Source organism: Cellulomonas cellasea, from assembly GCF_006538745.1.
Classification (GTDB): domain Bacteria; phylum Actinomycetota; class Actinomycetes; order Actinomycetales; family Cellulomonadaceae; genus Cellulomonas_A; species Cellulomonas_A cellasea.
The window spans coordinates 301,372-327,780 of record NZ_BJLR01000030.1; the positions used below are offsets into that span (position 1 = coordinate 301,372).

A 26,409-nucleotide genomic window follows, 5' to 3' on the forward strand; every position below is an offset into this window, starting at 1 on the left:
AGCGGTCGTCGAGCGGTCGCCGAGCGAGCGGCGGGACGCCGGCCGCCGTGCCCCGACTACCCTGGGTCCGTGCTCGACGACCACACCGCAGCCCACCCCTCCGTCGCCCCGGCGACCCTCGCCGTGACGGCCGGGCGCCCGCCCCGCACGCCCGGGGCACCGCTCAACCCGCCCGTCGTGCTGACGTCCACGTTCGTCTCGGCCGGGGTCCCGGGACCGGGCGACCCGCTGTACGGGCGCATCGACACCGAGGCGTGGCACCCGTTCGAGGAGACCCTCGGCCGGCTCGAGGGGTCGACGCACCCCGCGCTCGTCTTCGCCTCCGGGATGGCCGCGATCGCCGCCGCGCTCTCGCTCGTGCCGCCCGGCGGGCGCCTCGTGATGCCGCGCCACGCGTACCAGGTGTCCCTCGGCTACGCGCGCGACCTCGCCGAGCGCTCGGGCGTCGAGGTGCAGCTCGTCGACATCGACCGGACGGAGGAGGTCCTCGCTGCGGTGCGCGGCGACGCCGGCGGGCGGGCGGCCGACCTGCTGTGGGTCGAGTCCCCGACGAACCCGATGCTCGAGGTCGCCGACCTGCCCGCGCTGGTCGCGGGCGCGCACGACGCGGGCGCGCTCGTCGCGGTCGACAACACGTTCGCGACCCCGCTCGTCCAGCGGCCGTTCGAGCACGGCGCCGACGTCGTCGTGCACTCGGTGACCAAGTACCTCGCAGGGCACAGCGACGTCGTGCTCGGCGCGGCCCTCGCGGACGACGACGACCTCCACGCCCGGCTGCACGCCTACCGCACGATGCACGGCGGCATCGCCGGCCCGTTCGAGGTGTGGCTCGCGCTCCGCGGGGTCCGGACGCTCGCCCTGCGCGTCGAGCGCGCGCAGGCCAACGCCGCGGAGCTCGCCCGCCGGCTCGCGGACCATCCCGGCGTCGCGCTCGTGCGCCACCCGAGCCTGCCGGACGACCCCGGCCACGCGCGCGCGACGGCGCAGATGAACGGGTACGGCGCGATCCTCGGCGTCGTCCCGCGCGGCGGAGTCGCCGCGGCCGACGCGGTCGTGGACGCGGTCCGCCTGTGGGTCCCCGCGACGAGCCTCGGCGGCGTCGACTCGATGCTCGAGCGCCGGCGCCGGTTCGCGACCGAGTCGCCGACCGTGCCCGAGGACCTGTTGCGGCTCTCGGTCGGCATCGAGGACGTCGAGGACCTGTGGGCCGACCTCGACCAGGCGCTCACCGCGGCGCAGCGCGCGGAGGGCTGACCGGGCGGGCCCTCCGGGACCGGCCAGGCCGACCTGCCTCGCCGGAGTGGGTGCGGCGCGGCGCCGGACCCGGGTGCCCCGGGGCCGACACCGCGCCGGCGTCGGCCGGAGCGGTCAGACGCCCTCGGCCTTGTGCGGCCGGGCCAGCAGGAGGCTCGCGAGCCGGTCGACGGGCAGCCCCTCGTGCACGACCTGCACGACGGCGGACGTGATCGGCATCTCGACGCCCACGCTCGTCGCGAGCTCGAGCACCGAGCGTGAGCTCTTGACGCCCTCGGCGGTCCCGCCCGTCGCCTCGATGGCCTCGGCGAGCGTCATGCCCTGCCCCAGGTGCACGCCGAGCGTGTGGTTGCGGGAGTCCGGCGACGCGCACGTGGCCATGAGGTCGCCCATGCCCGCGAGCCCGGGGAACGTGTCGGCGTCGGCCCCGAGCGCGAGGCCCAGGCGGGTGATCTCGACGAGGCCGCGCGTGATGACGGTGGCCATGGTGTTGAAGCCGAGGCCGCGCCCCTGCGAGATCCCGACCGCGAGCGCGATGACGTTCTTGACCGCCCCGCAGAGCTCGACCCCGACGACGTCGTCGTTCGTGTAGGGCCGGAAGTACGACGACGCGCACGCCTGCGCCACGAGCCGTGCGGTCGCGTCGCTCGACGACGCCACGACGGTCGCGGTGGGCTGGCGCTGGGCGATCTCGCGCGCGAGGTTGGGGCCGGAGACGACGGCGACGCGCTCGTCGGGCAGCCCGAGCGCCTCGGCGACGACCTGGCTCATGCGCCGGTCGGTCGCGAGTTCGACGCCCTTCATGAGCGAGACGGCCACGGCGCCGGCCGGGAACGCGTCCCGCAGCGGCTCGAGCGTCGCGCGCGCGCTCTGCGACGGGATCGCGATGGCCACGAGTTCGGCGCCCGCGAGCGCCGCCCGTGCGTCGGTCGTCGCGGTCACGGCGTCGGGCAGCCGGATCCCCGGCAGGTAGGCCTCGTTGCGGTGCTCGCGCGCGATCTGCTCGCACGTCGCGGCGCTGCGCCCCCAGACGGTGACGTCGCAGCCGGCGTCCGCGAGGACCGCCGCGAAGGTCGTCCCCCACGCGCCCGAGCCCAGCACCGTGGCGCGCACGGCGTGCTCCCCGGTCGCCTGCTCCGTCACGGGGTCCCCGGCTTCGCCGAGCCGTCGCCGCCCTGCTTCGCCCGGCGCATGTCGTAGCGCGTCTCCGGGGCCTTCTCGCCGCGGATCCCCTCGAGCAGGACCGTGATGGCGGCCATGATCCGCTCGGTCGCCTCGCGCAGCGTCGCGGTGTCCTGCGGCCGGCCGTAGAGGTCGTCGAGCACCACGGGCGGGCCGGCGACGATCGTGACCTTCTTGCGCGGGAACGGCTTGAGCACCTTGGAGTACCGCCCGAGGACGTCCTGCGGGCCCCACTGCGCGACGGGGATCACCGGCACCTGCGTGGTGAGCGCGAGCCGCGCGACGCCGGTCTTGCCGTTCATGGGCCACAGCGCGGGCTCGCGGGTCAGCGTCCCCTCGGGGAACACCGCGACGCACTCGCCGTCGCGCAGCGCCTGGACCCCGGCCTCGAGCGAGCGCCCGGCGTCGCTGCTGCCCCGGTAGACGGGGATCTGGCCCGTCGCGTGCAGGACCTTGCCGAGCACCGGGACCCGGAACAGCGGGTCCTTCGCGAGGATGCGCGGCGCGAAGCCGGCGTCCCACAGGTAGTGCGCGAACGTGAGCGGGTCGATCTCGGTCATGTGGTTCGCCGCTGCGATGAACCCGCCCGACGTCGGCAGGTGCTCGGTCCCGTGCCAGTCGGCCCGGGTCATCGAGAACATCAGCGGCCGCACGATGCGGGCGACGTTGCGGTAGGCGCGGTTGGACCGCTTCGGTGCTGGCACGCTGACGGATGCTACCCGTCCCGCTCGCAGCAGGTGTGTCCCGGGACGCGCCGCGAGCCCGCACCGGACGGGTGCGGGCTCGCGGGTCGGGCTGGGGTCGGGCGACGTCAGTCCCGGCTGAAGTCCGCCCCGAGCGCACCGAGCTTGTCCATGAAGTGCTCGTAGCCGCGGTCGATCAGGCTGATCCCCCGCACGGACGACGTGCCCTTCGCGGCGAGCGCCGCGATGAGGTGGCTGAACCCGCCGCGCAGGTCCGGGACCTCGATGTCGGCGGCCGCGAGCGGCGTCGGGCCCGAGATGACCGCGGAGTGGTAGAAGTTGCGCTGCCCGAACCGGCAGGGCCAGCCGCCGAGGCACTCCTTGTAGACCTGGATCGTCGCGCCCATGCCGCGCAGCGCGTCGGTGAAGCCGAAGCGGTTCTCGTAGACCGTCTCGTGGACGATCGACAGGCCCTTGGCCTGCGTGAGCGCGACGACGAGCGGCTGCTGCCAGTCCGTCATGAAGCCGGGGTGCACGTCCGTCTCGAGCACGATCGAGCGCAGGTCGCCGCCGGGGTGGAAGAACCGGATCCCGTCGTCGTCCACGGTGAACTCGCCGCCGACCTTGCGGAACGTGTTGAGGAACGCCGTCATCTCCGGCTGGGTCGCCCCGCGCACGTAGATGTCGCCGCCCGTCGCGAGCGCCGCGGAGGCCCACGACGCGGCCTCGATGCGGTCCGAGAGCGCGGTGTGCTGGAAGCCGTTGAGGCGGTCGACGCCCTCGATGCGGATGACCCGGTCGGTGTCGACCGAGATGATCGCGCCCATCTTCTGCAGGACGTTGATCAGGTCCATGATCTCGGGCTCGATCGCCGCGTTCGAGAGCTCGGTGAGCCCCTCGGCGCGCACGGCCGTGAGCAGGAGCTGCTCGGTCGCCCCGACGCTCGGGTACGGCAGCGCGATCTTGGTGCCCTGGAGGCGGCGCGGCGCGCGGATGTGGATGCCGCCCTCGCGCTTGTCCACGACGGCGCCGAACTGGCGCAGGATGTCGAGGTGGTAGTTGATCGGGCGGTCACCGATCCGGCAGCCGCCGAGATCGGGGATGAACGCCTCGCCGAGCCGGTGCAGCAGCGGGCCGCAGAACAGGATCGGGATGCGGCTCGAGCGGGCGTGGGCGTCGATGTCGGCGACGTGCGCGGACTCGACGTTGGACGGGTCGAGGTGCAGCGTGCCGTCGTCGGCCGTCACGGTCACGCCGTGCAGCTCGAGCAGGCCCGTCACGACGGCCACGTCGCGGATCTGCGGGACGTTCCGCAGGACGCTCGGTCCTTCACCGAGGAGCGCGGCGACCATGGCCTTCGAGACGAAGTTCTTGGCGCCACGGACGGTGATCTCCCCCGAGAGCGGGGTCCCACCGTTGACGTACAGCAGATCGGTCATGGTCCCCATCGTCGCTCACGGAACCGCGTGGTTCCTAACCGCGGGCCTGGCGCGTCGCCCGTCCGCGCAGAACCTGCACGGACGGGCGACACGCGGGACGTACCGGGACGTTCCCGGACGGGTCAGACGGTGCGCGTCGCGCCGAGCTCGACCGGGACGCCGACGGGGCGCGCGGCCTCGATCTCGACGGGCGGCAGGTGCTTGGCGGGCAGCGTGCGCGGGCGCCACGGCTCGCGCGTCGCCTCGAACGCGGTGATCTCGGCCTCGTGCTGGAGCGTGAGGCCGATGTCGTCGAGCCCCTCGAGCAGGCGCCAGCGCGTGTAGTCGTCGACGTGGAACGGGACGACGACGTCGTCGGCCGTGATCGTCCGGGCGACGAGGTCGACCGTGACCTCGGTCCCCGGCCGCGTCTCGAGCACCTTCCAGATCAGCTCGATGTCCTCCTGCGCCGCCTGGGCCGCGAGCAGCCCCTGCTTGCCCGAGTTGCCGCGGAAGATGTCGGCGAACCGGTTCGAGATGACGACCTTGAAGCCGTAGTCCTTGAGCGCCCACACCGCGTGCTCGCGCGACGAGCCGGTGCCGAAGTCGGGACCCGCGACGAGCACCGAGCCCGACGAGTACGCCGGCTGGTTGAGCACGAAGGACGGGTCCCCGCGCCACGCCGCGAACAGCGCGTCCTCGAAGCCGGTCCGCGTCACGCGCTTGAGGTAGACGGCGGGGATGATCTGGTCGGTGTCGACGTTGCTGCGACGCAGCGGGACCCCGACGCCGGTGTGCTGGCTGAACTTCTCCATGGTGCTTCTCGCTTCCGGTGCGTGCGGGGGTCAGGCGTGCTGCAGGTCGGTCAGCGGCGAGCCGTCGGGGGCGACGACGTCCGCGCCCAGGTCCGCCACCGACGAGAGCGTGCCGCGGATCGCGGTCGCGCCGGCGACGAGCGGCGAGACGAGGTGCGTGCGCCCGCCCTTGCCCTGGCGGCCCTCGAAGTTGCGGTTCGACGTCGACGCCGAGCGCTCCCCCGGCGCGAGCTGGTCGGGGTTCATGCCGAGGCACATCGAGCAGCCGGCGTTGCGCCACTCGGCCCCGAAGTCGAGGAAGATCTTGTCGAGCCCCTCGGCCTCGGCCTGCAGGCGCACGCGCGCCGACGCGGGCACGACGAGCACCCGCACCGAGTCGGCCTTCTTGCGGCCGTGGACGAGCTTGGCGACCGAGCGCAGGTCCTCGATGCGGCCGTTGGTGCACGAGCCGATGAAGACCGTGTCGACCGGGATCTCGCGCAGCGGCTGGCCGGGCGTCAGGCCCATGTACTCGATCGCGCGCTCGGCGGCCTGGCGCTCGTTCTCGTCGGCGATCTGCTCGGGGACGGGCACGTTGCCCGAGAGCGGCAGGCCCTGGCCGGGGTTGGTGCCCCACGTGACGAACGGCTCGAGGTCGGCCGCCTCGAGCACGACCTCGGCGTCGAACGTCGCGTCGTCGTCGGTGCGCAGCGTCCTCCAGTACTCGACCGCGGCGTCCCAGTCGGCGCCCTCGGGCGCGTGCGGGCGGCCCTTCAGGTACTCGAACGTGGTCTCGTCGGGCGCGATCATCCCGGCGCGGGCGCCCGCCTCGATCGACATGTTGCAGATCGTCATGCGGGCTTCCATCGACAGCGCCTTGATGGCCTCGCCGCGGTACTCGAGCACGTAGCCCTGGCCGCCGCCGGTGCCGATCTTGGCGATGATCGCGAGGATGATGTCCTTCGACGTGGCACCCGAGGGCAGCGTGCCGTTGACGGTGATGGCCATCGTCTTGAACGGCACGAGCGGCAGGGTCTGGGTCGCGAGGACGTGCTCGACCTCGCTCGTCCCGATGCCGAACGCGAGCGCGCCGAACGCGCCGTGCGTCGAGGTGTGCGAGTCGCCGCAGACGACCGTGAGGCCCGGCATCGTGAGGCCGAGCTGCGGGCCGACCTGGTGGACGATCCCCTGGTCGGCGTCGCCGAGCGAGTGGATGCGCACGCCGAACTCCTGCGCGTTGTTGCGCAGCGTCTGGATCTGGGTGCGGCTCGTCACGTCGGCGATGGGCCGGTCGATGTCGAGCGTCGGGGTGTTGTGGTCCTCGGTGGCCAGCGTGAGGTCGGTGCGGCGCACCGTCCGGCCCGCGAGGCGGAGCCCCTCGAACGCCTGCGGGCTGGTCACCTCGTGCACCAGGTGGAGGTCGATGTAGAGCAGGTCCGGTGCGCCGTCGGTGCCGCGGCGCACGATGTGCGCGTCCCAAACCTTCTCTGCCAGCGTGCCGGCCATGTCCGTGGTCCTCTCGTGATCCCCCGCCGGAGAATGGTTGCGGGGCAGTAAGTAGGCCGAGCGGCTTGCGTCTCAGGTTACGAGACGCCAATATCGACCTATGGACAACTCTAGCGGAGTCGGCGTGCTGGACAAGGCCGCGTCCGTTCTCAGTGCACTCGACGCCGGTCCGGCGACGCTCGCGCAGCTCGTGACCGCCACCCACCTCGCGCGCCCGACAGCGCACCGGCTCGCCGTCGCGCTCGAGCACCACCGCCTCGTCGCCCGCGACATGCAGGGCCGGTTCGTGCTCGGACCCCGCCTCTCGGAGCTCTCCACGGCCGCCGGCGAGGACCGCCTGCTCGCGGCCGCGGGTCCCGTCCTGACGGCGCTGCGCGACCACACCGGCGAGAGCGCCCAGCTCTACCGCCGGCAGGGTGACCAGCGCATCTGCGTCGCCGCCGCCGAGCGGCCCATCGGCCTGCGGGACTCGATCCCCGTCGGCGCGACGCTCACGATGCAGGCCGGCTCCGCCGCGCAGATCCTGCTCGCCTGGGAGGAGCCCGACCGCCTGCACCGCGGCCTCCAGGGTGCCAAGTTCACGGCGACGATCCTCTCGGGCGTCCGGCGCCGCGGGTGGGCCCAGTCGGTGTCCGAGCGCGAGGTCGGCGTCGCGTCGGTCTCCGCGCCCGTGCGCGGACCGTCGGGGCGCATCGTCGCAGCCGTCTCGATCTCCGGACCCCTCGAGCGCCTCTCGCGCCAGCCGGGCCGCCTGCACGCCGCCGCGGTCGTCTCGGCCGCCAACCGGCTGACGGAGGTGCTGCGCCGCACGGGTGAATGAGCCGCGGGCCCGGCTGCGGCCGACCCCGGCTCCCCTGCCCGCGCGCCGTCGCCCGGCACGCGGTCCGTCGCTGCCGACCACGACGTCCGGTCCGGTGCGCCCGTCGCCCGGCTGCGCCTGCCGGCTCACGGCTCCGCGCGCAGCGGCCCGTACGCCGCCCGGAACGCCCGCGGCCCGGCGAGCGGCGCCAGCGGCCGTGCGAGCGCGTCCGGCAGCGCCGCGAGCCGCGACATCCGATCGGTCGTCGCCTGCACGTGCGCGACGCGCGGACGCCGACGCCGCTCCCAGGCCGCGCACGCCCGCACCCAGTCGTCCTCGGCGGCCAGCGCTTCTGCCAGCACGAGGGCGTCCTCGAGCGCACCGGCCGCCCCCTGGGCCCAGACGGGGCCCGTCGCGTGCGCGGCGTCGCCCAGCACCAGGACGCGGTCCCGGTGCCACGTGGCCGCCCGCACCTCGGTGACGGCCGAGTGGTACCTCGTCGCCCCCGGCGCGCACGCGGCCTCGACGGCGAGCCGCGCGGGCTCCGGGAACCGCGCGAACGCGGCGGCCAGCCAGTCGAGCCCGCTCCCCGTGCCGCCGCCGCGGCTGCTCGACGCGTAGCCGTAGACCTCACCCGGCCCCACGGGGACGAGCAGGAGCGCCAGGCCGCCGCCGGTCCACGCCGTCCAGCACGCCACCCCGGGGTCCGGGACGACGAAGCGCCAGCTCGTCGCGGTCATGACCGACGCCCGGCCCGCGGTCGGGGCGACCGCGTCGCGGACGACGGACCGCACGCCGTCGGCGCCCACGACGAGGTCGGCCGGCTCCCGCGTGCCGTCCTCGAGCTCCGCCTCGGCGCCGGACGCGTCCCCGACGACGCGCACGACGCCGACCCCGCGGCGCACGGGTTGGCCGGCGCCCAGCGCGTCCAGCAGCCGCCCGGGCCGCACGCACACCGACGGCGCGACGCCCGACCAGAACGCCGCCTCGTCCACCGCGAACAGCAGCCGGCCGCGGTCGGTGCGGTACTCGCGCCGCCGGACGGGCACCCCGGCCGCGAGCACCTCCTCCGCGACGCCCAGAGCGGCCAGCGCGCGCACGGCGTTGCCCGGGAGGTTCAGCCCCAGGCCGGGCTCGGGTGCGCCGCTCCGGCGCTCGACGACCGTGACGTCGTGCATCCCGGCGGAGCGCAGAGCGCGTGCCGTCGCGAGCCCGGCGACCCCGCTGCCGACGACGAGCACCCGACGCGTCATGGCCGACCTCCTCGCCGCTCGCTCGCCGTGCACCCTGACGGGCTGTCGAGCCCGCGCCGTGAGAGACGTCACACGACCTGGGCGGGCGCCACTGCCCGCACCGGCACCGGCACCGGTACCGCGCGCCCTCCACCCTGGCGCGTCACCCGGACAAACGGAAGAGCCCCGGTCAGCATCTCGCTGACCAGGGCTCTTGCCTCTGTACCCCCGACCGGATTCGAACCGGCGCTACCGCCGTGAGAGGGCGGCGTGCTAGGCCGCTACACAACGGGGGCCTATGCAGCCTGCGAGCGAGCTCGCGTGCTACGGGTGAACACTCTACCGGAAGCTCTGAGGATCTCAGAACCGCCGCAGCGGTGCTCGCGCTGGGGTACCAGGACTCGAACCTAGACTAACTGAACCAGAATCAGTCGTGCTGCCAATTACACCATACCCCATGGGGGTACCTCCTCCGCGCTGTTGCGTTCCGGACCGAGGCCCGTCACGCGGCACACGCGGACGTCGTACCGCTGGTGAACATTACCCGACGCCGGAGGCCCGTCCAAACCCGATCCCCGCCGGGGCCTCCGCGGACGCCGAGCCGGCGGCAGCTCGTGCGACGCCGGTGCCCGCCCGCCCCGCCGACCGACGCCCCGGCCAGCCGCCCCCGCGCGTGCGTGGGATGCTCGTCCCATGGCTGACGACCCCGCCCGCCAGGACAGGGCCCGCTCGTTCGACCGGGGGGCTCAGGCGTACGGGCGCGCGCGCCCCTCCTACCCCGACGACGCGGTGCGCTGGTGCGTGCCCGAGGGTGCGCACCGCGTCCTCGACCTGGCCGCCGGCACCGGCAAGCTCACCGCGGTCCTCGTCGCGCACGGGTTCGACGTGACCGCCGTCGAGCCGTCGCGGGCGATGCGCGAGCAGCTCACGTCGCTGCTGCCGGACGTGACCCCCCGGCCCGGCACGGCCGAGGACACCGGGCTGCCGACGGCCTCGGTCGACGCCGTGACCGTCGCCCAGGCGTGGCACTGGTTCGACGAGGCCGCGGCGAGCGCCGAGATCGCCCGCGTCCTGCGGCCGGGCGGCACGCTCGCGCTGCTGTGGAACGTGCGGGACCCGTCCGTCGACTGGGTCGCGCGGTTCGGCGAGATCATCCACCGCGGCGACGCGCAGGAGCGGGAGCCCGTCGCGCCGCGCCTCGGGGACCTTTTTGACGAGCCCGAGCACGCGACGTTCCCGTGGACGGACCGCATCGCGGTGCGGACGTTGCGGATGCTCGCCGCGTCGCGCAGCCACCTGCTGACGCTGCCGGCCGAGCGGCGCGAGGAGCTGCTCGACGAGGTCGACGAGCTCGGCCGCACGCACGCGGACCTGCGGGGCCGCGACGAGGTCGACCTGCCCTACCGGACGGTGTGCTGGCGCGCGCGGGTGCGCGGCTGACCGACGAGGCGACGCGGGCCCGGCAGGGCCGCCCACGCGGGGCCCGCGGTCAGCGGCCGAGGACCGCGGGCAGCTCCGCGAGGGACGTCACGACGTGCACGCCCGCCGCGCGCGCCGCGGCGATGTCGGCCTCCGGGACGGTGCGCCGACGACCGCCCGGGCGGTCGACCCACACGCCGACGAGCCCGGCGCTCACGGCGGCGTGCGCGTCCACGTCGAGCTCGTCGCCGACGTACGCCGTGCGCGCCGGGTCCGTCCCGAGCCGGCGGCAGGCCTCGACGAAGACGCGCGGGTCGGGCTTGCCGAAGCCGAGCGTGTCGGTCCCGACGAGCATCGGCACGCGCTCCCCGAACCCCGCGGCCTCGAGCTTGCGGGTCTGGTAGACCACGTCGGCGTTGCTCAGCGCACCCACCGCGAGGCCGGCCGCCACGAGCCCGTCCACGACGTCCGAGGCCTCCGGGTGCGCCGCCCAGGCGGCGGCGAACGCGGCGTCGAAGAGCTCGTCCCACGCCTCGTACGCCTCGTCGTCGAGCTCGACGCCGCCGAACGCGCGGTGCAGGTCGTTCGCGCGCCCCATGCGCTGGGTCCGGTGGCTGACCTCGCCGCGCGTGAACTGCGCGTACCGGTCGTGCTCGTCGGCCCGCCAGAAGGCCACGAGCCCCGCGCGCTGTTCCGCGTCGAGGTGCGGCAGGTACCGGTCGGCGACGACCCGCATCGCCGCCCCGAACGCCGCGCGCGTGTCGACCAGCGTGTCGTCGATGTCGAACAGCACGCCGTCGACGTGCAGCACCCCGTCGAGCGCCGCCGTCCCCTCGACCGTCACAGCGACGCGCGCAGCGTCGCGATCCGCGCGAGCGTCGAGTCCTTGCCGAGGATCTCCATCGATTCGAACAGCGGCGGCGAGACGCGCCGGCCCGAGAGCGCGGTGCGCAGCGGCGTGTACGCGAAGCGCGGCTTGATGCCGAGCCCGTCGACGAGCGCGACCTGCAGCGCCTCCTGCGTCGCGGCGGTCGTGAACGCGTCGGCCGGGATCGGCTCGAGCGCGGCCGTCGCGGCGTCGAGCACCGACGCGGCCTCGTCCCGCAGCGCCGCGCGGGCGTCGTCCTCGACCACGAGCGCGTCGTCGGCCACGAACAGGAAGCCGAGCATCCCGACGGCCTCGCCGAGCAGCGTCATGCGCTCCTGGACGAGCGGCGCGCCGGCGTCGAGCAGCGCGCGGTGGCGGGGCTCGAGGTCGGCGTAGGAGTCGGTGGGCACGATCCCCGCGCGGTGCAGGTACGGCACGAGCCGGTCCCGGAAGTCCTCGGGGTCGAGCATCCGCACGTGCGCCGAGTTGATCGCCTCGGCCTTCTTCACGTCGAAGCGCGCAGGGTTCGGGTTCACGTCCGCGACGTCGAACGACGCGACGAGCTCCTGGGTCGTGAAGATGTCGCGGTCCGGCCCGATCGACCAGCCGAGCAGCGCCAGGTAGTTGAGCAGGCCCTCGGGCGTGAACCCGCGGTCCCGGTGCAGGAACAGGTTCGACTCGGGGTCGCGCTTCGAGAGCTTCTTGTTGCCCTCCCCCATGACGTAGGGCAGGTGCCCGAAGACGGGCACGACCGAGCCGACGCCGATCTGCGGCAGCGCGCGGTACAGCGCGACCTGGCGCGGGGTCGAGGAGAGCAGGTCCTCGCCGCGCAGCACGTGCGTGATCCCCATGAGCGCGTCGTCGACCGGGTTGACGAGCGTGTACAGCGGCTGGCCGTTCGCGCGCACGATCACGTAGTCCGGCACCGAGCCGGCGGGGAACGTCACGTCGCCGCGCACGAGGTCGGTGAACGTGACGTCGTCGTCGGGCATGCGCAGGCGCAGCACGGGCTCGCGGCCCTCGGCACGGAAGGCGGCCACCTGCTCGTCGGTCAGGTCGCGGTCGAACCCGTCGTAGCCGAGCTTCGGGTCACGTCCCGCAGCGCGGTGGCGCGCCTCGATCTCGTCGGGCGTCGAGAACGACTCGTAGGCGAACCCGCCCTCGAGGAGCCGGCGCGCGACGTCGCGGTACAGGTCCATGCGCTGGGACTGCCGGTAGGGCTCGTGCGGGCCGCCGACCTCGACGCCCTCGTCCCAGTCGAGCCCGAGCCAGCGCAGCGCGTCGAGCAGCTGCTGGTAGCTCTCCTCCGAGTCGCGCGCGGCGTCGGTGTCCTCGATCCGGAACACGAACGTGCCGCCGACGTGGCGCGCGTAGGCCCAGTTGAACAGCGCGGTCCGGATGAGCCCGACGTGCGGCGTCCCGGTCGGCGAGGGGCAGAAGCGCACGCGGACGGCGGAACCGGTGGGCACGCCGGTGGAGGTCTCAGGAGCGGTGGAGGTCACGGGCTCCAGCGTACTGGCGAGGCTCCGCCCACCTCGGCCCGCCGCCGGGCTGTCAGCTGCGGCGCAGGACCGGGTTGCGCAGCGTGCCGATGTCCTCGATCTCGCACTCGACGATGTCGCGGTCCACGATCGGGCCCACGCCGGCCGGCGTCCCCGTGAGGATCACGTCGCCGGGCAGCAGCGTGAAGACCTCGGAGATGTACGAGATCAGGTACGCGACGTCGAAGATGAGCTGCGACGTGCGCCCGTCCTGGCGGACCTCGCCGTTGACGCGCGCGCGGACCGCCAGGTCGTCGACGTCGAGCCCGGGCACGACCCACGGGCCGATGGGGCACGACGTGTCGAAGCCCTTGGCGCGGGCCCACTGGTCGTCGGTGCGCTGGATGTCCCGGGCGGTCACGTCGTTGGCGACGGTGAAGCCGAAGACCTGGCCGAGCGCGTGCTCGGGGGCCACGTCCTTGGTGACCTTGCCGATGACGACCGCGAGCTCGGCCTCGTGGTCGACGTGCTCGGTCCACGGGGGCAGGACGATCGGGTCGTCGGGCCCGATCACCGAGGTGTTGGGCTTGAGGAACAGCAGCGGCGCGACGGGCAGGTCGTTGCCCATCTCGGCGGCGTGCGCGGCGTAGTTTCGGCCGACGCCGATGATCTTGGAGCGCGGGATCACCGGCGCGAGCAGGCGCACGCGGTCGTCGTCGAGCGGGACCTGCTCGCCGGTCGGCTGGACCGGCGTGTAGATCGGGTCACCCGTCAGGACGACGAGCTGCTCCGATCCCGGGTCCCCCTCGACGAGGGCGTAGCGGGGGTCGTCGCCGGTCGTGAATCTCGCGATGCGCACGCGCCCACCCTAGTCGGGCGACGCACGCCGAGCCGTGTCGCGGGACGCCCGGCGCGGCGGTCCGGGAGCCGGGCGCCGCACGTCCCGCCGCACGTCAGGCGCGCGCGAGCACCTCGCCGTGCACGATCGAGAACCAGCCGTCCTCGGCGGTCCCCCACTCGCGCCACGCGTCCGACAGGTGCTCGAGCGCGACCTCGTCCGCGAGCCCGTGCGCGATCGCCTGCGCCGCGAAGTTCGACGCGACCGCGCGGTCCGCCCACAGGCTCGACCACCACGTGCGGTCCTCGGGCGTCGCGTAGCACCACACCCCCGCCGAGGGCGCGATGCCCGCGGGGTCGAACCCGGCCTGACGCACCCAGCTCAGCAGGCGGCGGCCCGCGTCGGCCTCCGCGTGGTTCGCCTGCGTGACCTCGTGGTAGAGCGTGAGCCACTCGTCGAGCCCGGCCGACGGCGGGTACCAGGTCATCGCGGCGTAGTCGGCGTCGCGGACCGCGACGATGCCGCCCGGGCGGGTGACGCGCCGGATCTCGCGCAGCGCCGCGACGGGGTCGACGAGGTGCTGGAGCACCTGGTGGGCGTGCACGACGTCGAAGCTCGCGTCCGGGTAGGGCAGCGCGTACACGTCGCCGACCTCGAACGCCACGTTCGCCGCGTCGGCCTCGGTCGCCGCCTCGCGCGCCACCTCGACGACCTTGGCCGAGCGGTCGATGCCGACGACGTCGCCGGGGCTCACGCGCGACGCGAGGTCGATCGTGATGGTCCCGGGGCCGCAGCCGACGTCGAGCAGCCGCTGCCCCGGCTGGAGCGACGGCAGGAGGTAGGCGGCGGAGTTCTCGGCGGTGCGCCAGCGGTGCGAGCGCAGCACGCTCTCGTGGTGCCCGTGCGTGTAGACGTCCTGGGGCGACTCGATGCTCACCCCGCACTGTAGACGCGCACCCGGGGCTCGTTTCAAGCACCGGAACGCGAAAGTCCGCGTGCTGAGACCGGGCGGCCTGGCCATGGACCGGCCTCCGCCCAGGACCCGCACAGGCGCCGGCGGTACCGTGACCCGATGCAGCGGATCGTGGGCGTCGATGTCGCACGGGGGCTCGCGGTGCTCGGCATGTTCACCGCGCACCTCGCCCCCGGTGCCGCGGGCGACCCGTGGCCGCGCGGCGCGGTGCAGGTCGCCGACGGGCGCTCGGCGGCGGCGTTCGTGGTCCTCGCCGGGATCTCCGTCGCGCTGCTGTCCGGCGGCTCGCGGCCCGTCGACGGCGTGCGGCGCGCCCAGGCCCGGCTCCGGGTCCTGGTGCGCGGGGTGCTGCTCGTCGCGCTCGGGGTCGTGCTCGTCGCGCTCGGGACCCCCGTCGCGGTGATCCTGCCCGCGTACGGCGTGTACTTCGCGGTCGCGATCGGCTTCCTCGGCTGGTCGGCGCGCGCGCTGCTCGCCGCGGCCGCCGTCGTCGCCGTCGTCGGCCCCCCGGTCACGTTCCGCGTCGGCGACTGGCTCGTCGAGCACGAGAAGGCGACCGCGCTGACGGACCTCGTCGTCGGTCACTACTACCCCGCGGGCATCTGGACGGCGTACGTGCTCGCGGGGCTCGCGGTCGGCCGGCTCGACCTCACCGCGGCGCACGTCCGGCGCGCCCTGCTGCTCGGCGGCACGGGTGTCGCGGTCCTGGCCCACCTGGCGTCGGCGGTGCTCATGCGCCTCGTGCCCGGTGCGCGCCCCGAGGTCGGCCCCGGTCGCTACCTGACGACCGAGCCCCACGCGGGCACGACGCTCGAGGTCGTCGCCAACACGGGCGTGGCGCTCGCCGTGCTCGCGCTGTGCCTCGTCGTCGCCGACCGCTGGCCGCGCCTCACGAGCCCCCTGGGCGCGACGGGTGCGCTCGCGCTCACGGCGTACACCGTGCACGTCGCCGCGATCGCGGCGCTCGGGGACGACGTCGTGTGGGAGCCGACGGATCGCGTGTGGCTGGCGTTCCTCGTCGTGACCGTCGTCGCGTGCACCGTGTGGCGCGCGACGCTCGGGCGCGGGCCCTTCGAGCGCCTGCTGCACGCGGTCTCGACGCGGGCGAGCGACCTCGGCGCCGACGGGCCCGGGCGCACGCCGTCGGTCGACGGCCGCGGGACGACGGGCGCCGGGGGGCTCCCGCCGGGCTCGACCTCGACGCTCGGCCCGGAGGCTCCCGGCGACGCTGTGACGTCGGGGACCCCGGCGACGCCGGTCACGGCCAGGGGCCGAGCTCCGGGAGGCTGACCGGCTCGCCGTCGCGCTCGGCAGTGACGGGCCCGGACGGCTCACGCCCCGCGAGCCACGCGACGAGGTCCTCGGCGCGCTCGGCGTGCACGCGCACGAGCCCGCCGTCGCCGAGCTCCCACCGCGACGCTCCGCCGCCGGGGACGAGCGCGACGAGCACGCCGGCGGGCACGCGCGGCGCGAGGAACTCGACCAGGTGGTCGAGCAGCGCGGGCGACCACACGTCCTGCCCGACGCCCAGGTCGAGGTCGACGAGGTGGATCCCGAGCTCGCGCCACCACGCGTGCGCGACGGCGGTCGCGGGCTGGTCGCGGTAGCGCGTCGGGGCGTCCCAGTCCTCGGGCCCGAGGGCCGCGAGCGCCGACTCGACGCGCAGCGCCGCCGCGAGCGCGTCGCGCGCGTGCACCTCCGCCGGCGCGCCGGCACCGGCCTCGATGGCGGCGTCGCGCCCCGGGCGACCGCCGTCGTAGAAGTCGACGAGCCGGCGGGCGCGGGCGTGCTCGAGCTGGCGCGCGGCGCTGGAACCGACCCCGGCGAGGTGCGCGAGCACGTGGCCGCGCGTCCACCCCGGCAGGCGCGACGGCGCCGCGACGTCGGCGTCGGTCAGCCGCACCAGCACGTCCTCGAGCACGCCGCGCAGCCGCTCGACGTCCGCGACCACGCCCCGCCCCACCACGTCCGACTGCTCCGCGGGTGTCAGGGCCACAACCTCGTCCGGGTCCATCCCGTCGACTCCTTCCGGTACACGGCGCGCACGTGCGCGCGCTCGGGGCTCCCCTGCCAGAACTCGATCTCGTCGGGCACCACGACCCAGAGCTGCCACTCGGGCAGCACGAGCGCCCGGTCCGCGTCCGCGCGCGCCGTCGCCTCGTCGATCGCCGCCACGAGCTCGGCGTGGGAGCCGAGCGGCTCGCCCGGCCGGGTCGCGAGCGCCGCGCCGCGGGACGCCGGGGAACGCTCCCGGAAGTCCGCGGCCGACGCCTCCGCCCCCGCCGGGTGCGCCCGGCCGGTGAGCCGGACCTGGCGCGCGAGCGTGGGCCAGTAGAAGGTCGCGGCGACCGCGGCGTCCGCGGTGAGGTCCTGGACCTTGCGGCTGCGGGCGTCGGTCGCGAAGTGCCAGCCCTCGGCCGTGACGTCCTTGAGCACCACGACGCGGGCCGAGACCGAGCCGTCCGCGCCGCGCGTCGAGACCGTCATGGCCTGCGGCGCCGGCGCCCCCGCGTCGATCGCGCCGAGGACCCACTCCTCGAAGAGCGCGTGCGGGGCGTCGGGGGCGTCGTCGGGCTCGAAGGTCGGCAGGTCGGCGCCGAACGCCGGGGTGCGGCGCAGCCGGTCGCGCAGCGTCGGGCCCGCGGGGTCGCTCATGCGGGGCGTGCGTCGCACGACGCTCGGAGGGGACGGGGGGCCACGCCGGGGTGCGTCACCCGGTCAGTATCTCCGCCGGGCGCCCGTCCGCGGAAGGGCAGGTCAGACGAGTGCCGCGACCGTGAGGACGACCGCGAGCGCCGGGACCAGGCCCTGCGTGAGCGCGGCGCGCGCCATCCGGCGGTCCGTGAGCACGAGGACCAGCGCCGCCGCCGCCATCGATCCGCACGCGAGGAGCACCAGCGCGGCACCCACGTCGCGCCGGCCGGACGCTGCGAGCGCGATCCCGACGACCGCGCCGACCGCGAGGAACAGGTTGTAGAAGCCCTGGTTGTACGCCCACGGGCGCACGGCGGCGACGTCCTCGGTGCGGGTGCGGAAGCGGGCGTGGACCTCGGGGCGCTCGAAGCGGACGGACTCGAGCACGAAGATCACGACGTGGAACGCGGCGGCGAGCGCAGCGAGGACGAGGGCGAGGGTCAGCAGCATGCGGCCAGCATCCTCCGTCCCGGACCCGCGGCGGGACGCGCACGCCTCCGGGTCCCGGGCGGGCGGGGGCGGCGGCCCGGGCGACCTACCCTGGACGGGTGGAACCGACCGCCGAGCGCCGCGTGCTGCCCGCCGAGGAGTGGGCCGGCGTCGCGCGTGATCACGCCGCGCGGGCCGACGCGCTGACGCAGGCGCACCGGGCGCGCCGGGCGGCGGGGTCGCGCCACGCGATCGACGACTTCCTCTACGACTACTACAACACGAAGCCTTCGCTGCTGCGCCGGTGGCACCCGGGGGCCGGCACCGGGCTCGCCCCCACGCCCGACGGGCCCGCGGAGCACGCGGTGTGGCGTTGGTACCGCACGGGGGACGACGGGGTCGTCGAGCTCGACACCGGGGCGTTCCTCGCCGAGCGCGGCGACACGGTCGCGTTCGTGCACACGCTGCTCGCGCAGACCGCGGCCCGGCCCGCGCACACCGGCTGCCTCGGGCTCCACGAGTGGGCGATGGTCTACCGCCAGGACGACGAGCGTCGCCGGCACACGCTCCCCCTGCGCCTCGGGCGGGAGGGCACGGACGCGGTCGTCGAGCAGCTGCCGCTGCAGTGCACCCACTTCGACGCGTTCCGGTTCTTCACGCCCGACGCCGTCCCACGCAACCGGGCGCCGCTGACCCGCGAGACCCAGGTCGCGCGCGAGCAGCCGGGGTGCCTGCACGCGAACATGGACCTGTTCAAGTGGGCGTCGAAGCTCGGCCCCGCGGTGCCGGGCGCGCTGCTGCTCGACTGCTTCGCGCTCGCGCGGGACATCCGCACCCTCGACATGCAGGCCTCGCCGTACGACGTGACGTCCCTCGGTGAGCGAGCCGTCGCGATCGAGACCCCCGAGGGCAAGGCCGAGTACGTCGCGCGGCAGCGCGGGTTCGCCGAGCGTGCGGCGGTCCTGCGGGCCCGCCTGGTCGATGTGGCCGCCGGGCTGCTGCCGGTGCGCGAGCCCCTCGCCGGATGACGGCGCGATTTCCGCGACGCGTTCCCCCGCGAATCCGGAAACGGACATTTTACGTGACGTTCATCACGACGGAGGCCGCCGCGGCGATTTCCGGGTAATACTTCTGGCACACCGACCGCCGACATGGGAGGGGCCATGGAGATGACGAGCACGGACGAGATGACGAGCGCCGCGGACGAGCGCGACGAGATCAGCTTCACGAGCGTGAGCAACCCGCGCCGCGTGCGCATCTGAGCAGCACGCACGCCGAGCGTCGAGGCCCGGTGCAGCCCGCAGGAGCGGGCCGCACCGGGCCTCGAGCATTCTCCGGACCGGTCGCCCGACGCACGCCGCAGGCGAGTGCGGCGCTCGGGCCGCGACGCTCGCGCGACCGGGAAGGAATTCTTTCGAGCGTCACCTGCGGCTCGGGTGGCGGCATTGTTGGTCACGTGTTCAAATACGTCGCCGCCCCACCTCGCGCCGCGTTCTGGCGCCTCGGGACATGACCTCGCGCAGCCGCCGGCCGAGCCGGCCTGACCGCCGCGTTCGAGCGGGGTCGAGTCCGGTCCGCCCGGCCTGCCCGGTCGGTCGGCCCGCCTGCGAGAATCCCCGCATGACGCCCCGGTACCCCGACCCGCTGGTCCCCGGCGACCGCATCGCCGTCACCGCGCCGTCCGCCGGTGTCGCGCCCCGGCACCGCGCGCGGCTCGACCACGCCGTCGCGACCCTGGAGTCCCGCGGCTACGAGGTCGTCCTCGGCGAGTGCCTCGACGGCTCGGGTCCCGTGAGCGCCCCCGCGGCGCAGCGTGCGGCCGAGCTGACCACGATGCTCGTCGACCCGGCGGTGCGTGCCGTCGTCCCGCCGTGGGGCGGCGTGCTCGCGATCGACCTCGTGCGGCTGCTCGACTGGGACGCGATCGCCGCCGCGCGGCCGACGTGGTTCGTGGGCTTCTCCGACACCGCGACGCTGCTCACCGCGATGACGCTGCGCACCGGCGTCGCGACCGTGCACGGCCCCAACCTCATGGACGTGCCGTACGCGACGCCGGCACCGCTGCTGTCGTGGCTCGACGTCGCGGAGGCGCCGACGGGGACCCCGCTGCACCAGGGCCCGTCCGCGCTTCACGTCGGGGGCGGCTGGGACGACATCGAAGCGAACCCGACGGTCGACCGGTACACGCTCGACACCCCCACGGCGTGGGTCCGGCTCGACGGCGGCGCGGACGACGTCGTCGCGCGCGGTCGCCTCGTCGGCGGGTGCCTCGAGACCGTCACGCACCTGGCCGGCAGCCCGTACGGGGACGTGCCGGCATTCGTGCGGGAGCACGCCCCCGAGGGGGTCGTGGTCTACGTCGAGGCGTCCGAGGACAGCGCGTTCGGCGCCGCCCGGCGGCTGCACGGGCTGCGGCTCGCGGGCTGGTTCGACGACGCGGCGGCGGTGCTCGTCGGCCGCACGAACGCGCCGGACTCCCCCGGCTTCAGCCAGCACGACGCCGTCCGGGACGCGCTCGGGGACCTCGGCGTCCCGGTCGTCGCCGACGTCGACTGCGGGCACGTCCCGCCCCAGATGACGCTCGTCAACGGCGCCCTCGCGACGCTCACGTGGCGCGGCGACGAGCGCTCGCTGGTGCAGGAGCTCGTCTGAGGGGCCGCACGGGGCGGCCCCGCACCTCGCGCGTCCCGTCCGACGGGAGCACGATGGCGTGATCCGTGAGCGGGGGGGCGACGTGGACTTCATCCAGCAGAACGTGATCGACCCGGTGTCGGGCTTCCTGTGGACGTACGTGCTCGTCTACGTGCTCCTCGGTGTCGGCGTCTACTTCGGGATCCGGACCCGGTTCGTGCAGGTGCGGCTGTTCCCACGCATGCTGCGCCAGATCCTGTCGTCCCGAGAGGGCTCCGCGGGCGGCATCTCGTCGTTCCAGGCCTTCTGCGTCGGGCTCGCGTCGCGGGTCGGCACCGGGAACATCGCGGGCGTCGCGATCGCGCTGACGCTCGGCGGGCCTGGTGCGATCTTCTGGATGTGGGTCGTCGCGCTCGTCGGGATGGCCACGGCGCTCGTCGAGGCCACGCTCGCGCAGATCTTCAAGGTCGGCTCGCCCGACGGCAGCTTCCGCGGCGGTCCCGCCTTCTACATCGAACGGGGGCTCGGCTCACGGCGGGGCGGCATCGTGTTCGCGGTGCTGCTCATCGGCACCTTCGGCATCGCGTTCAACATGGTCCAGGCGAACACGATCGCGGACGTGCTGCGCGGCGGGCACGGCGTCAGCACCGGGTGGTCGGCGCTCGGGCTCATGGCGCTGACCGCCCCGGTGGTGTTCGGCGGCGTGCGTCGCATCGCGAAGGTCGCCGAGGTCATGCTCCCGGCGATGGCGCTCGCGTACGTTCTGCTCGCCCTCGTCATCATCGTGCTCAACGTCGGTCGGGTCGGCGAGGTGCTCGCCGACATCGTCACGGCGGCGTTCGGGGTCGGGGAGGCCGCCGCGGGGATCACCGGCGGTCTCGCCGCGGCGCTCCTCAACGGCGCGAAGCGTGGGCTGTTCTCGAACGAGGCGGGCATGGGCAGCGCCCCGAACGCGGCCGCGACGGCCACCACGAGCCACCCCGTCAAGCAGGGGCTCATCCAGTCGCTGGGGGTCTTCGTCGACACGATCGTCGTGTGCTCCGCGACCGCGTTCATCATCCTGTTCGCGGGCGACGCGGTGTACACGCCCGGCTCGACGACCGACGGCGCCTCGCTCACGCAGGCCGCCGTCGCGCACGAGCTGGGCGACGGCACGACGTGGCTCATGACCGTGCTCGTGTTCGTGTTCGCGTTCTCCTCGGTGCTCGGCAACTACTCCTACGCCGAGGTCAACATGAGCTACCTGCGCGCGCACCGCGCCACGCTCACCGTCTTCCGCGTCGTCGTCGTCGCGGTCGTCGGGGCCGGCGCGGTGCTCGAGCTCGAGGCGGTGTGGGCCCTCGCCGACGTCGCGATGGGGCTCATGGCGCTCGTCAACCTCGTCGCGATCGTGCTGCTCGGCCGGTGGGCGCTCGGCGCCCTGCGCGACTTCGAGCGTCAGGTCCGGGCGGGCGTCGACCCCGTGTTCAACACGACCGGCAACCCGGACCTGCCCCGCGACGTCACCGACAGCGTGTGGACGTCGGAGCCGCACGACGAGGTGGCGCGCGCGACGATCTGACCCCGCCGGGGCCGGGGCCGGCACGAGACCGGCCCCGGTCCGGGCGTCGGCCCGGAGGTCAGGAGTCGCGCTCCCGGTCGCCCAGCAGCGTCGCGGTGTGGTCCGGGACGTACGTCGACAGCTCGCGCGGCGGGCGCTCGTAGCCGCTCGACGCCTTCGGGCGGTCGGGGAGCTCGACCTTCTCGTGCGGGACGTCCTCGTACGGGATCGTCGAGAGCAGGTGCGCCATCATGTTGAGCCGCGCGTGCTTCTTGATGTCCGACTCCACGACGTACCAGGGGCTCGACGGCACGTCGGTGTGCACGAGCATCTCGTCCTTGGCGCGCGAGTAGTCCTCCCACCGGTTGATCGACTCGAGGTCCATCGGGCTCAGCTTCCACTGGCGCACCGGGTCGGACAGCCGCGAGCGGAAGCGCTTGAGCTGCTCCTCGTCGGACACCGAGAACCAGTACTTGCGCAGCAGGATCCCGTCCTCGACGAGCATCTGCTCGAAGATCGGCGTCTGGCGCATGAAGCGCGAGTACTCCTGCGGGGTGCAGAACCCCATGACGCGCTCGACGCCGGCGCGGTTGTACCAGGACCGGTCGAACAGCACGATCTCGCCGGCCGCGGGCAGCTGGGCGATGTAGCGCTGGTAGTACCACTGCCCGCGCTCGCGCTCGGTCGGGGCGGGCAGCGCCGCGATGCGCACGATGCGGGGGCTGAGGTACTCCGTGATGCGCTTGATCGTGCCGCCCTTGCCCGCCGCGTCACGCCCCTCGAACACCACGACGACGCGGGCGCCGGTCGCGCGGACCCACTGCTGGACCTTGACGAGCTCGGCCTGCAGCCGGAACAGCTCGGCCTCGTAGACGTCGTTGTCGATCTTGGGCCCGCGACGCTGCTTGTCGGCCTGCTTCGCGGCCTGCTTCGCCGCCTCCTTGGCCTCCTTCGACGGCTTCTTCTGCGTCGTCGACGCCGTCGGCTTCTTCTGCTTCGCGGACACCGCCGGCTCCGTCGGCGTCGCCTGCTCCGACGGTCCGGGGTGCTCGGCTCGCTCGGCCTGCTCGGCTTGCTCGTTCGTACCGGTGGTTGCCATGACGGGACGCTAGCGCCGTCCGCGCCCGGCCGCCCCCGGGACCGGCCATGGCGGCACCCCGGAGGTGCGCGGGCCTGGGAGGATGGCCCGGTGCCCGACGCCGACCGCCCGCTGACCCTCGCCGAGCGTGTCCCGGCCGACCCCCACGACCCCGACGCGCTGTACGAGGCGTTCACCGGCTGGGCGAGCGAGCAGGGCCTCGCGCTCTACCCGCACCAGCAGGAGGCGCTGCTCGAGCTCGTGACGGGCTCGCACGTGATCCTGTCGACGCCGACGGGCTCCGGTAAGTCGCTCGTCGCGATCGCCGCGCACTTCGTGGCCCTCGCGCAGGGCCGCCGCACGTTCTACACCGCGCCTCTGAAGGCGCTCGTGAGCGAGAAGTTCTTCGCGCTCGTCGAGGCGTTCGGGTCGGAGAACGTCGGGATGATGACGGGCGACTCCGCGGTCAACGCCGACGCCCCGATCATCTGCTGCACCGCCGAGATCCTCGCGAACCAGGCGCTGCGCCACGGCGCGGACACGGACGCCGGCCAGGTCGTCATGGACGAGTTCCACTTCTACGCCGACCCGCAGCGCGGCTGGGCGTGGCAGGTGCCGCTCCTCGAGCTGCCTCGCGCGCAGTTCCTGCTGATGTCGGCGACGCTCGGCGACGTCGCGTTCTTCGCCGAGGACCTCACGCGGCGCACGGGCGAGCCCGTGGCGGTGATCGACGACGCGGAGCGGCCCGTCCCGCTCACGTTCACGTACGCGGTCGAGCCGCTGCACGAGCTGCTCGAGGAGCTCGTGCGCACGCGCCGGGCGCCGGTGTACGTCGTGCACTTCACGCAGAAGGAGGCGGTCGAGCGCGCGCAGGCGCTGCTGTCGATGAACCTCGCGAGCCGCGAGCACCGCGACCGCATCGCGGACGAGCTCGGCGCGTTCCGGTTCGGGCCCGGCTTCGGGCGGACGCTGTCCCGGCTGCTGCGCCACGGCGTCGGGATCCACCACGCGGGGATGCTGCCCAAGTACCGCCGGGTCGTCGAGCGCCTCACGCAGAAGGGCCTGCTGCAGGTCGTGTGCGGCACGGACACCCTCGGCGTCGGCATCAACGTCCCGATCCGCACGGTCGTGCTCACGTCGCTCGTGAAGTACGACGGGGTCCGCATGCGGCACCTGTCGGCGCGCGAGTTCCACCAGATCGCCGGTCGCGCCGGGCGCGCGGGCTACGACACGGTCGGCGAGGTCATCGTGATGGCGCCCGAGCACGTGATCGAGAACCGCAAGCTGCTCGAGCGCGCGGGCGACGACCCGAAGAAGCTCAAGAAGATCGTCCGCAAGAAGGCCCCCGAGGGCGCCGTGAACTGGACGGACAAGACGTTCGAGCGGCTGCGCGACGCCCCGCCCGAGCCCCTCACGTCGAGCTTCGCGGTGAGCCACGCGATGGTGCTCAACGTCCTCGCGCGCGAGGGCGACCCCGTCGCGGCGATGACCCGGCTGCTCACCGAGAACCACGAGCCCGAGAGCGCGCGCGGCCGCCACGTGCGCCAGGCGGTCTCGGTGTACCGCTCGCTGCGCACCGCGGGCGTCGTCGAGCGCGTCGCCGTCCCCGACCCCGCGGCACCCGCGGGCCGGCGGCGCACCGTGCGCCTGACCGTCGACGTCCCCGCGAACTTCGCGCTCAACCAGCCGCTGTCGCCGTTCGCGTTCGCGGCTCTCGACCTGCTCGACCGGGAGGACCCGGCGTACGCGCACGACGTCGTCTCGGTCATCGAGGCCACGCTCGACGACCCGCGCCAGGTCCTCGCGGCGCAGGAGAACAAGGCGCGCGGCGAGGCGGTCGCGGCCATGAAGGCCGACGGGATCGAGTACGAGGAGCGCATGGCGCTGCTCGAGGACGTGACCTACCCGCGCCCGCTCGCCGAGATCCTGACCGCGACGTTCCACACGTACAAGCAGACGAACCCGTGGGTCGCCGACCACGAGCTCTCGCCCAAGTCGGTCGTCCGCGAGATGCACGAGCGCGCGATGACGTTCCCCGAGTACGTCTCGACGTACACCCTCGACCGCACCGAGGGCGTCCTGCTGCGCTACCTCGCCGACGCCTACCGCGCGCTGCGCCAGACCGTCCCGGAGGAGGCGCGTACCGAAGAGCTCCACGAGATCGTCGAGTGGCTCGGTGAGCTCGTGCGGCGCACCGACTCGAGCCTGCTCGACGAGTGGGAGCGGCTGCGCAACCCGCTCGACGAGCGGGGGCCCGACGGCGAGCTCACCGCGGTCGAGGACGACGCTCCCCCGCCCGTCACCGCGAACCCCCGCGCGTTCCGGGCGCTCGTGCGGGGCGCGCTGTTCCGCCGCGTCGAGCTCGTGGCGCGCGAGGCGTACGGGGCGCTCGCCGCGCTGGGGGACCAGGACGGCGACGGCGCGGCGTGGGACGCGGACCGGTGGGCCCAGGCCCTCGACCCGTACTACGACGACCACGACGAGATCCTCACGGGCGCCCCGGCGCGCGGGCCGGCGCTGTTCACCGTCGTCGACCGCTCCGGCCCGGGCCACGAGCTGCCCGCGGGCGCGGTCGCCGGCACGTGGGAGGTGCGTCAGGTGCTCGACGACCCGGCCGGCGACCACGACTGGCGCATCGACGCGGTCGTCGACCTCGCGGCGAGCGACGCCGTCGGGGAGGTCGTGCTCACGGTCACGGCGGTCGGGCGGCTCTGAGCGGCCGCCCGTCGTGCGGGTCCCGCGTCAGTACACGAAGACCGGCAGCCACTCGCGGTTGTGCGCGTGCACGAGCGCGAGGAACAGCACGAGGTCGAACAGCAGGTGCACCGACACCACGTACGTCAGCGACTTCGTGAGCTTGAACGTGTACCCCTGCAGCAGCGCGAACGGGTACGTCAGCAGCGGCCCCCACGACTGGTAGCCGATCTCCCACAGGAACGACGAGAACACCACCGCCTGCAGCAGGTTCGCGAGCCAGTCGGGGAAGTGCCGGCGCAGGAGCGTGAACGTCGTGCACACGAAGAACAGCTCGTCCCAGATGCCGACCGCGTTCACCCCGAGGAACAGGCGCACGAAGACCGTCGGGTCCGAGGCGTCCGGCCAGTTCGTGTAGACCCCGGTCCGGATCAGGTAGAACGGCAGGATCAGGTACCCGAGCAGCACGACGAGCAGCAGGTACAGCCGCGCGGGCAGCGGCCACGGCCGCCCGGTGCGGACGGGGAAGCGGATGAGGTCCTCGCGGTACACGAACCGCGAGACGGCCCACGGGACGACGACGGCGAGCGCGAGCGCCGACCCCATGAGCGCCATGTGGCCGATGCTCAGGTCCGCGTCGAGCGGGACGAGGCTGATGATCGTCAGGCCGGCGGCGACGAGCACGAGGTGCCGCGCGAGCTCGCGGTCGACGACCGCGGCGAGGGCGACGGCCGCCGCGAGCGCCGCGTAGCCGGCGAGGTCGTGCTGGACGCCGAACAGCAGCACCGCCGACACGCAGAGCAGCAGCACCGGCGGCAGCTTCCAGCTCAGGACGGCGCGCTGGTCCTCGATCGTCGGCGTCGGCGTCGCGGTCACCGGGACAGCGTGCCACGGCT

Annotated in this window: 23 protein-coding genes and 2 tRNA genes; 8 read left to right on the top strand and 17 right to left on the bottom strand. The window is 74.3% G+C overall.

What is annotated here, in order from left to right; all coding sequences use genetic code 11:
- The first annotated feature begins 69 nt into the window (after window positions 1-69).
- Window positions 70-1,254, top strand: a complete 1,185-nt coding sequence (locus CCE01nite_RS16615; protein WP_034632144.1) for a trans-sulfuration enzyme family protein — start codon at window positions 70-72, stop codon at window positions 1,252-1,254.
- 114 nt (window positions 1,255-1,368) lie between these two features.
- Here the strand turns inward: CCE01nite_RS16615 and CCE01nite_RS16620 are convergent, their stop codons facing one another.
- From CCE01nite_RS16620 to leuC, 5 genes are all read right to left on the bottom strand, one after another.
- Entirely contained in the window at window positions 1,369-2,397 is a 1,029-nt protein-coding gene (locus CCE01nite_RS16620; RefSeq protein ID WP_246056625.1) for an NAD(P)H-dependent glycerol-3-phosphate dehydrogenase, read from the bottom strand.
- Window positions 2,394-3,140 (bottom strand): lysophospholipid acyltransferase family protein, encoded by a 747-nt coding sequence (locus CCE01nite_RS16625; RefSeq protein WP_034632139.1) that lies wholly within the window; start codon window positions 3,138-3,140, stop codon window positions 2,394-2,396. The genes CCE01nite_RS16620 and CCE01nite_RS16625 overlap by 4 nt, the downstream gene beginning before the upstream one ends.
- Window positions 3,141-3,247: 107 nt before the next feature.
- Window positions 3,248-4,558, bottom strand: a complete 1,311-nt coding sequence (murA, locus tag CCE01nite_RS16630; RefSeq protein ID WP_034632135.1) for a UDP-N-acetylglucosamine 1-carboxyvinyltransferase — start codon at window positions 4,556-4,558, stop codon at window positions 3,248-3,250.
- A 122-nt stretch (window positions 4,559-4,680) separates the two neighbouring features.
- Window positions 4,681-5,352 carry a 3-isopropylmalate dehydratase small subunit gene (leuD, locus tag CCE01nite_RS16635; protein WP_034632131.1) on the bottom strand — a complete coding sequence of 224 codons (672 nt, stop codon included), beginning with the start codon at window positions 5,350-5,352 and terminating at the stop codon, window positions 4,681-4,683.
- A gap of 30 nt (window positions 5,353-5,382) precedes the next feature.
- Window positions 5,383-6,837: a 3-isopropylmalate dehydratase large subunit gene (gene leuC, locus CCE01nite_RS16640; protein WP_034632129.1), complete on the bottom strand. Its 1,455-nt coding sequence runs from the start codon at window positions 6,835-6,837 to the stop codon at window positions 5,383-5,385.
- A gap of 100 nt (window positions 6,838-6,937) precedes the next feature.
- On the opposite strand from leuC, the gene CCE01nite_RS16645 reads away from it, so the two are divergent.
- The gene (locus tag CCE01nite_RS16645; protein ID WP_034632128.1) at window positions 6,938-7,657 is read left to right on the top strand and encodes an IclR family transcriptional regulator; all 720 of its coding nucleotides are present in this window, start codon (window positions 6,938-6,940) and stop codon (window positions 7,655-7,657) included.
- Window positions 7,658-7,782: 125 nt separating this feature from the next.
- Here CCE01nite_RS16645 and CCE01nite_RS16650 read toward each other — a convergent pair whose 3' ends face one another.
- From CCE01nite_RS16650 to CCE01nite_RS16660, 3 genes are all read right to left on the bottom strand, one after another.
- Window positions 7,783-8,889, bottom strand: coding sequence for an FAD-dependent oxidoreductase (locus CCE01nite_RS16650; protein WP_141372709.1), 1,107 nt, complete (start codon window positions 8,887-8,889; stop codon window positions 7,783-7,785).
- A 202-nt stretch (window positions 8,890-9,091) separates the two neighbouring features.
- Window positions 9,092-9,164, bottom strand: a tRNA-Glu gene (locus CCE01nite_RS16655).
- A 90-nt stretch (window positions 9,165-9,254) separates the two neighbouring features.
- Window positions 9,255-9,326: transfer RNA gene (locus CCE01nite_RS16660), tRNA-Gln, on the bottom strand.
- Between the two features lie 235 nt (window positions 9,327-9,561).
- Between CCE01nite_RS16660 and CCE01nite_RS16665 the strand changes: the two genes are divergently transcribed.
- Entirely contained in the window at window positions 9,562-10,308 is a 747-nt protein-coding gene (locus CCE01nite_RS16665) for a class I SAM-dependent methyltransferase (protein WP_034631262.1), read from the top strand.
- A gap of 49 nt (window positions 10,309-10,357) precedes the next feature.
- On the opposite strand, the gene CCE01nite_RS16670 is transcribed toward CCE01nite_RS16665, so the two are convergent.
- From CCE01nite_RS16670 to CCE01nite_RS16685, 4 genes are all read right to left on the bottom strand, one after another.
- On the bottom strand, window positions 10,358-11,131 hold the full coding sequence (locus CCE01nite_RS16670) for an HAD family hydrolase (protein WP_052104212.1): 774 nt from the start codon (window positions 11,129-11,131) through the stop codon (window positions 10,358-10,360).
- On the bottom strand, window positions 11,128-12,657 hold the full coding sequence (gltX, locus tag CCE01nite_RS16675) for a glutamate--tRNA ligase (protein WP_246056627.1): 1,530 nt from the start codon (window positions 12,655-12,657) through the stop codon (window positions 11,128-11,130). Before gltX ends, CCE01nite_RS16670 begins: the two co-directional genes overlap by 4 nt.
- Before the next feature lie 52 nt (window positions 12,658-12,709).
- Complete coding sequence (locus tag CCE01nite_RS16680; RefSeq protein WP_034631268.1) at window positions 12,710-13,495, bottom strand: fumarylacetoacetate hydrolase family protein; 786 nt, start codon at window positions 13,493-13,495, stop codon at window positions 12,710-12,712.
- A gap of 94 nt (window positions 13,496-13,589) precedes the next feature.
- Complete coding sequence (locus tag CCE01nite_RS16685) at window positions 13,590-14,411, bottom strand: methyltransferase domain-containing protein (RefSeq protein ID WP_246056629.1); 822 nt, start codon at window positions 14,409-14,411, stop codon at window positions 13,590-13,592.
- A gap of 135 nt (window positions 14,412-14,546) precedes the next feature.
- Between CCE01nite_RS16685 and CCE01nite_RS16690 the strand changes: the two genes are divergently transcribed.
- Entirely contained in the window at window positions 14,547-15,737 is a 1,191-nt protein-coding gene (locus CCE01nite_RS16690) for a heparan-alpha-glucosaminide N-acetyltransferase domain-containing protein (protein ID WP_084142759.1), read from the top strand.
- Here CCE01nite_RS16690 and CCE01nite_RS21855 read toward each other — a convergent pair.
- From CCE01nite_RS21855 to CCE01nite_RS16705, 3 genes are all read right to left on the bottom strand, one after another.
- Entirely contained in the window at window positions 15,706-16,461 is a 756-nt protein-coding gene (locus CCE01nite_RS21855) for a maleylpyruvate isomerase family mycothiol-dependent enzyme (protein ID WP_084142760.1), read from the bottom strand. The genes CCE01nite_RS16690 and CCE01nite_RS21855 overlap by 32 nt on opposite strands.
- The gene (locus tag CCE01nite_RS16700) at window positions 16,434-17,102 is read right to left on the bottom strand and encodes a pyridoxine/pyridoxamine 5'-phosphate oxidase (RefSeq protein ID WP_034631271.1); all 669 of its coding nucleotides are present in this window, start codon (window positions 17,100-17,102) and stop codon (window positions 16,434-16,436) included. Before CCE01nite_RS16700 ends, CCE01nite_RS21855 begins: the two co-directional genes overlap by 28 nt.
- A gap of 102 nt (window positions 17,103-17,204) precedes the next feature.
- Complete coding sequence (locus CCE01nite_RS16705) at window positions 17,205-17,591, bottom strand: DUF1304 domain-containing protein (RefSeq protein ID WP_307722748.1); 387 nt, start codon at window positions 17,589-17,591, stop codon at window positions 17,205-17,207.
- Between the two features lie 98 nt (window positions 17,592-17,689).
- Between CCE01nite_RS16705 and CCE01nite_RS16710 the strand changes: the two genes are divergently transcribed.
- From CCE01nite_RS16710 to CCE01nite_RS16720, 3 genes are all read left to right on the top strand, one after another.
- Window positions 17,690-18,598 carry a hypothetical protein gene (locus tag CCE01nite_RS16710; RefSeq protein ID WP_052104214.1) on the top strand — a complete coding sequence of 303 codons (909 nt, stop codon included), beginning with the start codon at window positions 17,690-17,692 and terminating at the stop codon, window positions 18,596-18,598.
- 592 nt (window positions 18,599-19,190) lie between these two features.
- A complete protein-coding gene (locus tag CCE01nite_RS16715) occupies window positions 19,191-20,222 on the top strand; it encodes a S66 family peptidase (protein WP_034631274.1) in 1,032 nt (343 codons plus the stop codon).
- Window positions 20,223-20,280: 58 nt separating this feature from the next.
- Window positions 20,281-21,762: an alanine/glycine:cation symporter family protein gene (locus tag CCE01nite_RS16720; protein WP_246056630.1), complete on the top strand. Its 1,482-nt coding sequence runs from the start codon at window positions 20,281-20,283 to the stop codon at window positions 21,760-21,762.
- A gap of 58 nt (window positions 21,763-21,820) precedes the next feature.
- Here CCE01nite_RS16720 and ppk2 read toward each other — a convergent pair whose 3' ends face one another.
- On the bottom strand, window positions 21,821-22,840 hold the full coding sequence (gene ppk2, locus CCE01nite_RS16725) for a polyphosphate kinase 2 (protein WP_084142761.1): 1,020 nt from the start codon (window positions 22,838-22,840) through the stop codon (window positions 21,821-21,823).
- 90 nt (window positions 22,841-22,930) lie between these two features.
- On the opposite strand from ppk2, the gene CCE01nite_RS16730 reads away from it, so the two are divergent.
- Window positions 22,931-25,534: a DEAD/DEAH box helicase gene (locus CCE01nite_RS16730; RefSeq protein ID WP_246056632.1), complete on the top strand. Its 2,604-nt coding sequence runs from the start codon at window positions 22,931-22,933 to the stop codon at window positions 25,532-25,534.
- Window positions 25,535-25,561: 27 nt separating this feature from the next.
- Here the strand turns inward: CCE01nite_RS16730 and CCE01nite_RS16735 are convergent, their stop codons facing one another.
- Window positions 25,562-26,389 (bottom strand): CPBP family intramembrane glutamic endopeptidase, encoded by an 828-nt coding sequence (locus tag CCE01nite_RS16735; protein WP_034631279.1) that lies wholly within the window; start codon window positions 26,387-26,389, stop codon window positions 25,562-25,564.
- Between the last annotated feature and the right edge of the window lie 20 nt (window positions 26,390-26,409).